Below are 14,266 nucleotides of genomic sequence, written 5' to 3' on the forward strand. Positions count from 1 at the left end.
TCCCCTCTGTTACGCGGACTTAGCGCGCACGACTTTGGAGCCGCACGATTACTTAAATCGTCCGTGAATGTTGGCCTGATACTTCAAGATTGAGTACAGCTATTGGTTAAATGCGACGCCTAGCGTACTTATCGTATCCAGCGACTCTACGGCCATTATGACCACTCTAAAAACGTAAGATATTGTTTTTGGAGCGAAACGCATGTCGTTTTCGTCCAATATGGTCGCAATCCGCCTTGACAGATTAGATGACGGCAATCGCGACGACGCTCACGATCGCAAAAACCTGGGGCTGGAACTCGAGTGGGTGGATCGCGATCGGCATCAAAAGCTCTTCAGCCGGCGCCCGTTTCGCTTTCCCGGGTGACGAAGCAGGCCGATACCACCGGACCTGGTCCCGGTTTCCGCGAAGCTGAAAACGACGTTAGCGTGCGCCGTCCGATTACGACTTCAGCGTCAAATCCTGGCGCTCGCCCTGCCTGACGATCTCCAGATCGATCGAGTCGGCGTCGGGATCGAGCGCGCGGCCGAGCTCGGAGGCGCCCGAGATCGGCGCCTGGCCGGCGGTCAGCACGACATCGCCTGCCTTCAACCCGGCCTTGTCGGCGGGCGATCCGGGTTTGACCATCACCACGACTGCCCCGCGTTGGCGGTCGGCGCCCAGCCGCTTGGCGAGGACGGGAGCCAGATCCTCAGCCACAATTCCGAACGGCGCGGCCGGCGGGGCGCCGCTTCGCAACATCTCGCTGACGATCCGTGCCGCCGCGTCGCCGGGAACGAGCACGCTCGGGTCATCGGCGCTGGCGTCGTCGGGAAAGGCGGACAGCGCCAGCACGCGCCCATCGGCTCCGATGAACGGCGCGCCCTCGACATTCTCGCTGATCGCCGGGCTGATCGAAACCGACGATTTGAGCGCCTCTCCCCCGGCAACGAAATCCTGTCCGATCACCCCGGTCTGCACGGCGCAACCGCTACCCGCCGGCGAGGTGACGACGAATCCCCAGGCGCCGGTCCGCGGCAAGTCGTCGTCGGCGAATTGCAGCGTCGCTAAGTTGCGCCCGTCCACCTTCAGCAAGGCGAGGCCCGATAGCGGATCGATGGCGACGAGCTTGCCACTGAGTTCGCGCCCGTCGTTGAGCTGGACGGGCAAGGTGTCGCGGCCGCCGAGCATCCGGCCGCTCGTCGCGATATAGCCATCGGGCGACACAATGATTCCGGCAAGCTGGCGCGATGCCAGCGCGCTCGGCTTGGTAGCGGAGGCAGGCGGGACGCCGAGACCGATCTTCACCACGGCGGGACAAGCCGCGTCGACCAGGTCGGGCAGGACTTCGGACGGAGAAGCGCGATTGGTCACGCGCTTGATCGGCGCGACCACATGGCGCTCCACCGTCGCCACGCGGTGCCAGAGCTGGGCGCCGACTATGACGCCACCCACGATCAGTGCGATCACGACGACCGCGGTGATCGCCAGTTTCCGGAACGACATGGCGGGCGGCGCGACGCTCATTCGCCGAACAACTCGCGCTGGGCCTTTTCGATCTCGTCGGTGTAACGCCGCCGAACGTAGCGCTCGCTCACCACGCCGAGCACTTTGCCGTCGTCCTCGGTAACGATCAACTCGTCAGCCTCCCGCTCCTCGAATGCACGCATGATCGTCGCGGCATCCTGATCGGGCGACAAGGTGAAGTCGGTCAGAATCGCCGCGGTCGCGACCGGCGCATCCTCGTCCAGATTGGGAGCATGCGCGGCGATGGTCGGAATCAATCCGGCATAGGTGCCCGCCGGCCCGATCGCGACGACCTGCGTGATCGACCCCAAGGGAAAGCGGCGGCGAAATTCAGCAATCGAGGTACTGCCGTCGACCTCTGGAATGCCGCGCCGCATCATGCGCCCGGCGGTCAGCGTCTTGATCCAGCCGATGTCGCGCGCGCTGCGGATCGTCTCGCCGCGCGTGTGCAGACGCCAGGTCGAGAAGGAGAAGCCGAACGTCTCGCGCACCAGGGTGCTGGCGCACAGCGATGCGGTGATCGCGACGGCGGTGAGCGCGAAATCGTGCGTCGATTCGAGCACCAGCAGCGACATGGTCATCGGTCCGCCGACCACCGCGACCGCCATCGCCGCCATGCCGACCAACGCCGCGTCGTTGGCGCTGACATGGGCCGCGCCCGGAATCAGATTGACCAGCCCGGCGAACAGCTGCCCGACCAGCGAGCCCAGAAACAGCGACGCGAAGAACAGGCCGCCGCGAAACCCGAACCCAAGCGAGATCGCCGACGCCGCAACCTTGAGCACGAAGATCGTCGCGAGAAAGGCGAGCCCGACCTTCATCGTCAGATCGAGGTGCAATGCGCCATGCCCGGCCGACAGCGCTTGCGGCGACAGCGCCGCGATCGGGATCAGCAGCAGCCCGCCGATCACCGGGCGATAGATGTCCGGGATCGGCAGGCGCCGCGTTCCGATTTCGACCAACGTGACCGCGCGCATCAGCACGATCCCGACGACCGCGCAGATCAACCCGAGCGAGGCGAACAGGAAATAGTCCCAGGTGGTGATCGCCTCCGCCGCGGGAAGGACGATCAGATAAGCGGGCACGCCCGACACGCGCATCGTCACCACCGCCGCGAGCGCGGCCACCGCCACCGGCGCGATTGCCGCCGGGGTATAGGCGCCGAGCACGATCTCGAATGCGTAGAAGGCGCCGGTCAGCGGCGCGCCGAACGCCGCGCCCACCGCCGCGCCCGCCCCTGCCCCGACCAGCACGCGAAGGTCGGCGCGCCGCAGCCTGAGCCATTGCCCGACCACCGACGCGACTCCGCCGCCCATCTGGGCATAGGCCGCCTCGAGCCCGACCGACGCGCCCATGCCGTTCGACAACAGTGTCTGTGCCGCGACGGTCAGGCTGTCGCGCATCGGAATCACGCCGCCATGCAGCGCATTGGCCTCGACCACGTCGACCGGCGCGCGGCCCCGGCGCAAAAGGCGGCCGAGCCCCGCCAACAACAAGCCACCCAATGGCAGCGCAAGCAGGCGGAGCGGCTCTATCGTCGTTTGCGCGCTCAGCCGCTCGTCGCCCGACACGCCATAGAATAGCGACTGCATGAAGTGCGCGACGCTGCTCTGGACCAGCGTCAGCAGCCCCGCCGACAGGCCGATGCCGAGCGCGAGCAGGATCAGCGCCGCTTCGCTGGTGCGGAAGCGACGCCGCAATCCGATCAGCAGACCGGCAGGGCGAAAGGCGGGGCGGGACGCCATGGCGATCCGCCTAGTCTCCCAGGACGGAGATGTCACCCGCCACGCCGACGGCAAGATCAGTCTTGTCGCGCCTCGCCAAGCCGTGGCGCGGGGCGGCCAAGCGCGAGGTCGGCGTCGGAAAAGCGGATCGGGGTGCGAAGGCCGTCGAGCCGTTCACCCGGCACCACCATGCCGCGCGCGCGGACCTGGGGATCGTTGAGCGCCTGTTCGACCGTGTTGATCGGCCCGACCGGGACGCCGACCGCCTCAAGCTTCGCCAGCAAATCGTCGCGCTCGAACCGGCGCGTGGCCGCCTCGATCGCCGCGAACAACGGCGCGCGATGCTCGATCCGGCCGGCATTGGTCGCCCAGCGCTGCTCGGGCTCGATCCCGACCACGCCGCAAAAGCGCTGAAACTGACCATCATTGCCGACCGCCAGGATGAACCAGCCGTCGCTGGTCGGGAAGACCGCGTAGGGCGAGACGTTGAGATGCGCATTGCCGACGCGCGGCGGCGTGACGCCGCTGGCGAAATAATTCGCCGCCTGGTTGGCCAGCACCCCGGTCATCGTGTCGAGCAGGGCCATGTCGATATGCTGGCCGCGCCCGGTCTTCTCACGCTGGATCAGTGCCGCCTGGATGCCGATCACCGAATAGAGGCCGGTGGCGATATCGGCCATCGCCACCCCGATCTTCTGCGGCGCGCCGTCGGGATCGCCGGTCAGGTCCATCATCCCGCTCATCCCCTGGATGATGAAGTCGTAGCCCGGACGCGGGGCATAGGGCCCGTCCTGGCCGAAGCCGGTGATCGAACAATAGATCAGCCGCGGGTTGATCGCCGACAGGCTGGCATAATCGAGTCCGTATTTGGTCAGCCCGCCGACCTTGAAATTCTCGATCAGGACGTCGCTGTCCGCCGCCAGCCGCCGCACCTCGGCCTGTCCCTCGGGCGTGGTGAAGTCGATCACCACCGACGACTTTCCGCGGTTGCACGAATGGTAATAAGCCGCGTCGCGCGTCCCATCGGGGTTGGTGATGAATGGCGGACCCCAGGTCCGCGTGTCGTCGCCCGCCGGGCTCTCGACCTTGATCACCTCGGCGCCGAGATCGGCCAGCACCTGACCCGCCCAGGGTCCCGCGAGAATGCGGGCGAGTTCGAGCACCTTGAGGCCGGCGAGCGGAGCGGGTTTGGTCATTCGACTTCCTTGGCGCGTGATCGCCGTGATGTCACTGCTAACCCGGCGCGCGTGTCGACACGATATGCCTCTTGCATCGGCCCGTCGTTCGTCGCGACGGCATTGCCAACCGCCGGCCAGCGCCCGAAAACGCGGCATGCCGAGCACCGTCCAGACCACCTTCAGCACTCTACGCCAGCATCGAGTCGACACCGCCCTGACGGCCCTGCTCGTCCTTCAGGGCGTGACATTGTTCGCGGTCATTCCATTCGGCGCGCGTTCGACTGGCGGGCGGATCCTGCTCGATCTCTGCCATTTCTCGTTCGCCGCCATCAGCGTCGCCGCGCTGACGCGGCACCGCATCGTCCAAGGCGTGGTGATCGCCGCCTTGGCGTTGCTGGCGATGGGCCCATCGGTGTCGCAGCGGCTGGGTGCCGACCTCCACCTCGACGTCGCGGCACAGCACGAACTGGTCGCGATGATCGCGTTCGCGTTCAACGCCGCCATCACCGCGCTGATCGCGCGCCACGTCTTTTCCGCTGCTCGCGTGACCGTCCACCGCGTGCGCGGCGCGATCCTGCTCTACCTCAACGTCGCCGCGCTGTTCGGCATCGCCTATAACGCGCTCGAGCAACTCGTGCCCGGCGCGTTCCACATCGTGATACAGCCCGGCGAGGCGCCCACCGCGGCCTTCACCTATTTCAGCCTGACCACGATCACGACGGTCGGCTTTGGCGACATCACTCCGCTCCACCCCCTGGCGCGCAGCCTGGCGACCCTCGAAGCCGTGTTCGGCCAGCTGTTCCCCGCGACCCTGCTCGCCCGCTTGGTCGCGCTGCATCTGGCGCACGAAGAGAGGCTACCGAAGCGGCCGATCGATACCGACGCCACCCAGTCCTGACGATCGTCGGGCGGTCGAAGCGAGCGATCACCCCTTCAATAGCTTGACCGCTGCGTCGAGCCGGTCGGCGTAACGATTGAGCGCCGCCGCAGTCTTCGCGACATATTCCTTGGCATCGTCGAAATGACGCTGCTCGATTCCTTCGCGAATGCCGGGCAACGTCTTGGCGCCATAGCCCGTCAGCGTTCCCGGTGCGTAGATCAAGTTGCGGTACCAGGGCCGGCCGGGCAATCCGTCCTTGTCGAGCAGCAATTGATCGACTCCTTTCAGCACTGCCATTGCCTTGGCGACCTTGTCGGGCGAAGCGCGCTCGAACGCCGCATCGGCGGCACGCGACGCGCGGGTCAGATGGTCCGACGCATCCTCCAGCGCGAGCATGTCGATCAGCGGGGTCACGCCTTTATCGTCCGGGGCCGCGGTGGGATCGACCGGGTTGGAGGTCAGCTTGAAGACATCGTCCCGGTTGAGGTCCTTGAGCGCGCGGTCCTGGTCGCGTTGGTCGGCGGCGAGCTTCTTCACTTCGCCGACATAGCGCGCGACGGTCGCGGCCATGTCGCTATAGCGCACCGGCACGCGCGGCGCCGCGGCCGCGCGCAGCACCATCCGGCCGACGAACTTCGACAAGGTCGCGCCATAGATCAGGCCGGGATCGTCGAAATTGGTGACGTGGTAATAAGTGTCATAGGCCGAGTGATACGAGCCGCCGCCCGCTCCCTCTCCGCCGAAGCCGAGATTGACCGAGGGGATACCGAGATGCGCGATGAACGAGCTATAGTCCGACCCCGAGCCGAGTGCGCCGATCGGAATGTCGCCGCCGGCCTTGGCCGCCTCCAGCGCGCCTGACCCGGCGTCGCGCCCGCTGCCCGCATAGGCACCGGCGCGGATGCTCGCGCGCAGCCGGTCGTAGACGCTGACTCCGGTCTGCGGATCGGGCACGTCGCGCGCGATCGAATTGACGAAATGCTGCAGCGTATGGCTGCCCTCGGCGCCGAGAAAGCCGCGCGAGGTATCGTCGGTGTTGATGTAGAGGACGGCCTTGGCCTGTAGCTCGTCTGCATGCGTCTCGGCCCATTCGGTCGATCCGAGCAGGCCGGGCTCCTCGCCATCCCAGCTGGCATAGACGAGCGTGCGGTCGGGCCGCCATCCGCTCTTCGCCAGCACACCGAGCGCCTTGGCCTCGGACATCAGCGCGACCTGGCCCGACAGCGGATCGTCGGCGCCGAACACCCAGCCGTCGCGATGATTGCCGCGGACGATCCATTCGTCGGGGCGCGTGCTGCCCTTCATCACTGCGATGACGTCGTACAGCGTCTTCAATGACCAGTCCGACTTGACCGCCAGATGCACCTTGACCGCATCCGACCCGCCCCAATGATAGGGGATCGGCAACCCGCCGCGATCCCTGCCCGTGACCACCGGACCGTCGAGCCCGGCGAGGATCTTGACCGCGTCACCATAAGAGATCGGCAGCGCCGGGATCTTGAGGATCGTCTTTGCCTCGGCCCGCGTCAGGCGCTTGGCATTGTCGGTCGCACCGACGCCGGGCGTCAGCGGGTCGCCCGGATAGGTGGTCATGTCCATCACCGACCCGCGCTGCACGCCGCCTTCCGGCCGCGCGCCGCCCTTCGGATAGACGTCGCCGCGGGCATAACCGTCGTCGCCCGGGTCCGAATAGATCAGGCAGCCAACCGCGCCATGTTCCTGCGCCAGCTTGGGCTTCAGCCCCCGCCATCCGCCGCCATAGCGCGCGATGACGATCTTGCCCTTGACGCTGATCCCGCGGCGCGCGAGCGAATCGTAATCGTCGGGCATGCCGTAATTGACGTAGACGACCGGCGCGGTGACATCGCCATCGCCCTGATAGGCGACATAAGGCGGCAGCGCGCCATCGAGCTTGTCGGGGCCGAGCTGCGGCTCCTGGCCGCCCAGCGTCACGCGTTCCGGACCGAGCAGTTCGAGCGTGGTCGAGATCGGCGTCGGATAGAGGACCTTGAAGGTCTCGATATGCGCGTCCCAGCCCCATTGCTTGAACAGCGCCAACTCCATTTCGGCATTGGCCTTATCGTGCGGGCTGCCGACATGGTTGGGCGCCGACGACATCTCCTTGAGCCAGGCAAGCTGATCGGCGCTGCTAATCTGGGCGTCGAACGCCTTTTCGGTCGCGGTGGTGCCGACGGTCTGCGCGCCGAGCGGTTGAGTGGCTACTAGTGCGATCGCCATGGCGGCCAGTGCCGACCTGCCGCTCATCCGGACGCGACGCGCCCCCGACCGACCCCGATACTGGTCCTTCGCCATCGCGCGCCCCTTTTCTGCTGGTTACCCATCCGAATCCGCGGCACCGTAACGATGTCGTTGGAGCAAACCAGTCTTTCCGCACGAAAAAGCGCCACTTATCCTGCGAACGGCGCGTTGCGCTGGGCGCCGTTCCCCTCCCATTCATGGGAGCGGCTAGGGGAGGGAATGTCCAAAAGGGTGCGCGCATTTCGACACGCCCTCCCCCAGCCCCTCCCGCAAGCGGGAGGGGAGAAGGCCGCGCCACACGCAATGCCTAGCCCGGCGCGGCGGTCGATCCGCGAATGACGAGTTCCGCCGGCAGGACGACAGGCTCGGCGGACACATGCTTGCCGGTGCGGTCGGCGATGATCAATTCGACCGCGCGCGACGTCACCTCGGCGATCCGCTGAACCACGGCGGTCAGCGGGGGATGGGTGAAGCGGACGATCGGCGTGTCGTCGAAACTGATCAGCGATAGATCACGCGGCACCGCCAGCCCGCGGTCGCGCCCGACCTCCAGGGTAGCCAGCGCCATCTGATCGTTGCTCGCGACGATCGCGGTCGGGGCCGGCGAGCGGCCGAGCAATTGCGCCGCGGCGGCCTTGCCCGACGCGTAACTGAAGTCCCCGACCGCAAGCAGGCCGTCGGTCGGCAACCCTGCCGCCGTCATCGTCGCGCGCCAGCCGTCGACCCGCCAGCCGCTCACTTCATAATCCGCGGGACCGGCGATGAAGCCGATCCGTTGGTGCCCGAGGCCGATCAGATGCTCGGTCGCGAGCCGCGCCGCGCGTTCATCGTCCATCGTCAGCGCGAAACCCGGCCCCGGTCGCCGCGACCCGATCCGCGCGAAACTGATGCCGTGCGCGACCAGCAGGTCGATGATCAGCGGATTTTCCGAATGCGGCGGGGTCAGAATGACGCCGTCGGGCTGCAGCGCCGCGATCGCCGCGAGCAATTCGCGCTCGATATGGTCGCTATGCGTGTCGATCAGCTCGACGATCAGGCGATATCCGTGTTGCGCGCAGGTCAGCATGCCGCCGAGCAGCATCTGGTCGACCCAGTCGCTGCCCTCGCGCGACCGCCAACCCTCGATCGTGCGCTCGCGGTCGTTCAGCGCCAGGATCAGATAGGATCGCGACCCGCCCATCCGCTGCGCGGCGATCGACGGGACATAGCCGAGCTTGTCGATCGAGCGCTGAACGCGTTCGATCATCTCGCGCCGGACATTGGGCTCCTTGTTGATGACCCGGCTGACCGTCTGCATCGACACCCCGGCATCGGCAGCGACGTGCTTGATCGTAACGCCCTGCCTGCGCCGCGCCATCGAACGCTCAGCGCCTGGCCATCGCGGAAGCTGGGCACGACACCCTGTCGCGCTGCATTTCGGCGATGAGGTGATGGCTGCGCGGCATGGCCCTTGGGTAGCTTCATATTGAGAGAGCAGGAAGTCCTGAATCCGTGCGTCCTTGGGTCAGGCCCACGAGGCGACATTCGGACAAACCCACCGGCGCCGATCTAGCCGTTGCCGAGCTTTGCCCGCGCGTACATGATGCCGGCCCAATCCATGTCCCGCATCCTCACCCCGCCAGTCGACCAACGACGCGACACGACCGGCGGCGCGGCGGCCGAGCGGCGCTCGACCGCGTTCCTGCTGCTCTACGCGCTCGCCAATGCCGGCGGAGTGATCGGCTATCTGCCGCTGCTGACCCTGTTGCTGGCGATCAAGGTCGAGGCGCTGGCGGGCGAGGCGCGAGTCGACCTGCTGACCGCGACCGTGATCGCCGGGGCAATCGCGGCGAGCACGTCCAACATCCTGTTCGGCTGGCTGAGCGATCGGTCGGTGGCGCGCGGCGGCGGGCGGCGAGGCTGGATGGTGGGGGGCCTGATCGCGACCATCGCCGCCTATGCGGCGATCGCATTCGCGGACAGCCCCGCGACGATCATCGGCGCGATCGTGCTCTTTCAGGTCGCGCTCAACGCGGTGCTGGCGCCGCTGGTCGCGGTGATGGCGGATGAGATTCCCGATTCGCAGAAGAGCACCACCGGCGGGCTGTTGTCGCTCGGCTATCCGGTCGCATCGGGCGTGCTCGCACTGGTCGTCGGCATCCCCGGGCTGGGCGAAACGGGCCGATTGATGATCGTCATCGTGGTCGCCGCCATCTGCCTGACGCCGCTGATCCTGAGCCGCGCGCGCCCACTGCCGATCGTCGATCCGCCGCGCGCCGCGGTCGCGATGCGCCGCCATGACCTGGCCGCGGCATGGTGCGCGCGATTGCTCTTCCAGGTCGCGGGGTGCGTGCTTCAGTTCTATCTGCTCTATTATTTCGAAAGCATCGTGCCCGATGAGCCCAGGGACGAACTGGCGGCGCGCGTCGGAAACCTGCTCACCCTTTCGTTCATCGCGCCCCTGCCGATCGCCTTGCTGTTCGGGCGGCTGTCGGACCGGCTCGACCGCCGCAAGCCGTTCCTGATCGCCGCCGCTATCGTCACCGCGATCGGCCTGGCAGGCATGGCGGCGGCGCATAGCTGGACGGCGGGAGCGATCGGCTTTGCCTGCTACACGGTCGGCTATAGCGTGTTCCTGCCGCTTCAGGTCGCCTTCTCGATGCAATTACTGCCCGACCCCCGGCATCGCGGGCGCGATCTCGGACTGTTCAACCTGACCAACACCTTGCCCTCGTTGCTCGGCCCGTTGCTGACCTGGTGGCTGGCATCGCCGCGCGATTTCACCGTGGTGATGGCGATGCTGGCGATGCTGGTCCTATGCGCCGGGCTGGCGATGCTCGGCGTGCGGGGGAGGCGTTAAACTCGGAGACCGACTGTTCTTTAGAAGCTGACGGCCTCACCAGGTCTACGCGAAGACCGCATCGAGCCCTTGCGCCTCCGGCCCCTCTTTCAGTCCGCGTAGCTCGATATAGACGGCAGTCGAGATCGCGCTGGTGAGCACGGTCTGCAACGTGGCGCTGATCGCACCGGCAATCGCGGTCAGCACGGCGAGCCCCGAAAAATCGCCGCTGCGCGCGCTGATCGCGATCCCGATCCCGCTCACCACGCTCGACAGCATGAACACCACCACGAAGAAACCGACGATGATCAACAGCACGACGAAGACGCTCCAGCGCTCGCCCCTGGTGAGATCGGCGCTGCGGCCGAGTGCAGCGAATACGCCGCGGCGCTCGACGACAACCAGCGGCCCGGCGACGTACCAGACTGTCGCCAGGATGATCGCCGGCACGACAAGAAGAATGGCGGCGAAGACAAGCGCGACGCCGCTGACCAGCCCGAGCCCGATCATCGACAGCATGCGCCGGAATGCTGTCGCCAGGCACTCGCCGAGCCCTGCTTTCTCGCCGTGGCTCGCAGCCATCGTCGCGCCGATCAGCGCGCCCTGGGCAATCACGGTGAACAGCATCGTGACTAATGTCCCCGCCACGAAGATCCACATGATGGCGCCCGGCGGCAACCGGCCGGCGCCAACACTCGGCAGCGCGCTCTGCTGGAAATAGGCCACCAGTCCGCGCGGCAGGCCGCTGAACAGAAACGCGATGCCCAACATCACGTACAGATTGCCGAAAATCGCCCCGAAAGCGGTGTTGAGAATGCGCCCGATCGACATGAAGCCCCCTTATGTCTCTGTCGCCAAGCTGAACTCCGCGCCCGTCGATGTCCAGAACGACTTGGTTCAAAAGGGAAGTTTTAGCGGTTGCGCGCTTCCCAGCATGGGGTAAGCAAGGTGACGTTGGTAACGCAGGGGTTGGCGTTTGGCCGGGGGGAATACGCATGGTGCCGCGGCCGCCGCCGACCGCTTCACCGCGGCGCATGATGCGCTGCGCGCGGATCCGTCCGTCCAGTTCACGCTTGCCCCGCCGCCTCCGCCCCCCGCACCGCCGGCCTGGCTCAAGGGGCTGGCGCAGTTCTTCGAATGGCTGGGGCATGTGCTTGCCCCGATCGGCCGCTTCTTCGCCTGGCTGACCAGCTTCATGCCGGCGGCACCCTATGCCCGCATCCTGTTATGGGGCGTGATCGGCATTGCCGCGCTGGCGCTGATCTGGCTGATCGTCGAACGGCTGCGCTACGGCCAATGGCGCCTGCCGCGTCGCCGCTCGCGCGCCGCGACGCCGGTGGCGATCGAGGATGAGGAGGAATGGCAGCCCGATGCCGCCCAGGGTCGCGCCTGGCTCGACGAGGCCGATGCGCTCGCCGCCAAGGGGCTGTTCGCCGAAGCCGTCCACCATCTGCTGTTCCGCTCGATCGAGGATATTCGCCAGCGCCGGCCACAGGCCGTGCGCCCGGCACTGACCAGCCGCGAGCTCGCCGCCGCGAGCGCGATCCCGAGCGGTGCGCGGGACTTGTTCGCGTCGATCGCCCGCCATGTCGAACAGAGCCTGTTCGGTGGCCGCCCGGTCGACGCCGATGCGTGGCAGGCGGCGCGCGCCGCTTATGCCGATTTCGCTCTTCCCAAGATGTGGAAAGCATGAGCGACCTCGTCATCGGGCGCGGCAGCGACGACCGCGGCGCGTTCCGCCTGCGCACGGTGATCCTGCTGCTCGCGGTCGGCATCATCGGCTTCGTCGCCTTGCTGCTCGGCAATGCCTATGAGGCGCCGACGGATTCGACCAACGGATCGTCCGCGCACGCGCTGTCGAATGGCGCGACCGGCTATACCGGGATCGTCCGGCTGGCGCGCGCGATGGGCAAGGATACGCGGGTGATCCGCGACCCGTCGCAACTCGCCGCCAACGGCCTGTTGATCCTGACGCCGCCGCTGGGCTCGACTCCGCTCGGCGATGTGCTGTTACGGCGCGACGATTTGCCGACCCTGGTCGTGCTGCCCAAATGGTCGACCCTGCCCCAACGCCCCGCCGGCCGTCCCGGTTGGGTGATGCGCCTGGGGCTGATCGACAAAAAGGAGCCGGAAGGCGTGCTCGCGCCCGACCGCAAATTCACTGTCTCGCGGTTGACCAGCGGCGGCCGCCCGTTGCGCTCGGCGGGCTGGATGTCGGAGGACTTCGGGTTCGAGGCGCCGCGCCCGTTGCAGACGATCAGCGGCGCCGATCTCAAGCCGCTGCTGACCGACGACCAAGGCAATATCGTGCTGGGCGAAGTGGGCAGCAAATCGCTCTATGTCCTCGCCGACCCCGACATCTTGTCGAACATGGGGATGCGCAAGGAGAGCCAGGCGCGTGCCGCGCTCGCCTTGCTCGACGCGCTCAACCAGGATGGCGACCGCGATTTCGATTTCGACGTCACCCTGGCGGGGCTCGGCAAGGCCAAGAACCCGCTTCGGCTCGCCTTCGATCCGCCGTTCTTGGCGATGACCTTGGCAATCGTCGCGGCGATGCTGCTGGCGGGATGGCAGGCATTCGCGCGGTTCGGTCCCGCGGTCCATCGCGAGCGCGCGATCGCGTTCGGCAAGACTGCGTTGGTCGACAATGCCGCCGCGCTGATCCGTAAGGCGGGACGTCAGGCGCGGCTCGGCGGGCGCTATGTCGAGGCGATCCGCGAGCGTGCGATCGTCGCGTTCGGCGTGCCATCGCGGCTGCGCGGGCCGGCGATCGACGCCTATCTCGACAAGATTTCCGGGCGGTCGCGGTTCACCGACCTCGCCCAGGCCGTGGACGATGCGGACGACAAGGCAAGCCTGGTCGCCGCGGCGCGCGCTCTACACGATTGGCAGAAGGAGAAGGGCAAGTGACGGTCGAGGAAGTCCGCAATCTGGCGATGGCGATTCGCCAGGAAGTCGGCAAGGCCGTGGTCGGCCAGGAAGCGACCGTCGAGCTGATGCTCGTGGCACTGTTCGCCGGCGGCCACATCCTGCTCGAAGGCCCGCCGGGCACCGCCAAGACGTTGCTTGCGCACAGTTTCGCGCGCGCGGTCGGGATCAAGTTCGGGCGCATCCAGTTCACTCCCGACCTGATGCCGGGCGACATCATCGGCGCCAATCTGTTCAACTTCCAGACCTCGACCTTCACGCTGACGCGCGGGCCGATCTTCACCGACATGCTGCTCGCCGACGAGATCAACCGCACCCCGCCCAAGACCCAGGCGGCCTTGCTCGAGGCGATGCAGGAACGCACCGTGACGATCGATGGCGAAAGCCTGGCGCTCGGCGATCGCTTCATGGTCGTCGCGACGCAGAACCCGATCGAGCAGCAGGGCGTCTATCCGCTGCCCGAGGCGCAACTCGACCGCTTCCTGTTCAAGCAGACGGTGGATTATCCCTCGGCCGCCGAGGAGCGCAAGATCATCGCCACCCATGGCGCCAGGGCAACAGCGATGGAGCCCGAAGGCTGGGGTGTCGAGCCGCGCACCGACGCCGCCAGGATCGGCGAGGCGATCGCCGCGGTCGGCACCGTGCGGCTGGTCGACGAAGTGATCGACTATATCGCCGCGCTGATCCGCGGCACGCGCGACGTCGCCGATCTCGAAAGTGGCGCTTCCCCGCGCGCCGGCGCGATGCTGGCAGGCGCGGCGCGCGCCCGGGCCGCGCTCGACGGGCGGGACTTCGTCATTCCCGACGACGTCAAGCAGCTCGCCCCCGCGTTGCTCCGCCACCGCCTGATCCTGTCGCCGGCCGCCGAGATCGACGGCCGGATGGTCGAGGAAGTCGTCCACTCGATCATCGAGACGATCGAGGCGCCGCGGTGAGGACGCTTCGCTCCTGCGCCATATTTTTAGCCCCTCC

Annotated in this window: 11 protein-coding genes; 5 read left to right on the forward strand and 6 right to left on the reverse strand. The window is 67.0% G+C overall.

What is annotated here, in order from left to right:
- Positions 1 to 442: 442 nt before the first annotated feature.
- The 3 genes from SMA01S_RS12010 to SMA01S_RS12020 are packed head-to-tail and all read right to left on the reverse strand — an operon-like array spanning position 443 to position 4,427.
- Positions 443 to 1,507, reverse strand: coding sequence for a S1C family serine protease (locus tag SMA01S_RS12010; RefSeq protein ID WP_066822097.1), 1,065 nt, complete (start codon positions 1,505 to 1,507; stop codon positions 443 to 445).
- Positions 1,504 to 3,252: a chloride channel protein gene (locus tag SMA01S_RS12015; protein ID WP_066822099.1), complete on the reverse strand. Its 1,749-nt coding sequence runs from the start codon at positions 3,250 to 3,252 to the stop codon at positions 1,504 to 1,506. Before SMA01S_RS12015 ends, SMA01S_RS12010 begins: the two co-directional genes overlap by 4 nt.
- Positions 3,253 to 3,308: 56 nt before the next feature.
- Positions 3,309 to 4,427 carry a CaiB/BaiF CoA transferase family protein gene (locus SMA01S_RS12020; RefSeq protein ID WP_066822101.1) on the reverse strand — a complete coding sequence of 373 codons (1,119 nt, stop codon included), beginning with the start codon at positions 4,425 to 4,427 and terminating at the stop codon, positions 3,309 to 3,311.
- Between the two features lie 136 nt (positions 4,428 to 4,563).
- Here SMA01S_RS12020 and SMA01S_RS12025 point away from each other — a divergent pair, with 136 nt between their 5' ends.
- Positions 4,564 to 5,307, forward strand: coding sequence for a potassium channel family protein (locus SMA01S_RS12025; RefSeq protein WP_066822103.1), 744 nt, complete (start codon positions 4,564 to 4,566; stop codon positions 5,305 to 5,307).
- 27 nt (positions 5,308 to 5,334) lie between these two features.
- Here the strand turns inward: SMA01S_RS12025 and SMA01S_RS12030 are convergent, their stop codons facing one another.
- Positions 5,335 to 7,602 (reverse strand): transferrin receptor-like dimerization domain-containing protein, encoded by a 2,268-nt coding sequence (locus tag SMA01S_RS12030; protein ID WP_245649251.1) that lies wholly within the window; start codon positions 7,600 to 7,602, stop codon positions 5,335 to 5,337.
- 253 nt (positions 7,603 to 7,855) lie between these two features.
- Entirely contained in the window at positions 7,856 to 8,905 is a 1,050-nt protein-coding gene (locus SMA01S_RS12035) for a LacI family DNA-binding transcriptional regulator (RefSeq protein WP_066822108.1), read from the reverse strand.
- A 240-nt stretch (positions 8,906 to 9,145) separates the two neighbouring features.
- On the opposite strand from SMA01S_RS12035, the gene SMA01S_RS12040 reads away from it, so the two are divergent.
- A complete protein-coding gene (locus tag SMA01S_RS12040; protein WP_084250268.1) occupies positions 9,146 to 10,387 on the forward strand; it encodes an MFS transporter in 1,242 nt (413 codons plus the stop codon).
- 45 nt (positions 10,388 to 10,432) lie between these two features.
- Here the strand turns inward: SMA01S_RS12040 and SMA01S_RS12045 are convergent, their stop codons facing one another.
- On the reverse strand, positions 10,433 to 11,197 hold the full coding sequence (locus tag SMA01S_RS12045) for a hypothetical protein (RefSeq protein WP_066822110.1): 765 nt from the start codon (positions 11,195 to 11,197) through the stop codon (positions 10,433 to 10,435).
- A 145-nt stretch (positions 11,198 to 11,342) separates the two neighbouring features.
- On the opposite strand from SMA01S_RS12045, the gene SMA01S_RS12050 reads away from it, so the two are divergent.
- The 3 genes from SMA01S_RS12050 to SMA01S_RS12060 are packed head-to-tail and all read left to right on the forward strand — an operon-like array spanning position 11,343 to position 14,229.
- Positions 11,343 to 12,059 (forward strand): DUF4129 domain-containing protein, encoded by a 717-nt coding sequence (locus SMA01S_RS12050; protein ID WP_066822113.1) that lies wholly within the window; start codon positions 11,343 to 11,345, stop codon positions 12,057 to 12,059.
- Positions 12,056 to 13,276, forward strand: coding sequence for a hypothetical protein (locus tag SMA01S_RS12055; RefSeq protein WP_066822116.1), 1,221 nt, complete (start codon positions 12,056 to 12,058; stop codon positions 13,274 to 13,276). Before SMA01S_RS12050 ends, SMA01S_RS12055 begins: the two co-directional genes overlap by 4 nt.
- A complete protein-coding gene (locus tag SMA01S_RS12060) occupies positions 13,273 to 14,229 on the forward strand; it encodes an AAA family ATPase (RefSeq protein WP_066822119.1) in 957 nt (318 codons plus the stop codon). Before SMA01S_RS12055 ends, SMA01S_RS12060 begins: the two co-directional genes overlap by 4 nt.
- The last annotated feature ends 37 nt before the right edge of the window (positions 14,230 to 14,266 follow it).

Source organism: Sphingomonas mali NBRC 15500, assembly GCF_001598415.1.
Classification (GTDB): Bacteria; Pseudomonadota; Alphaproteobacteria; order Sphingomonadales; family Sphingomonadaceae; genus Sphingomonas; species Sphingomonas mali.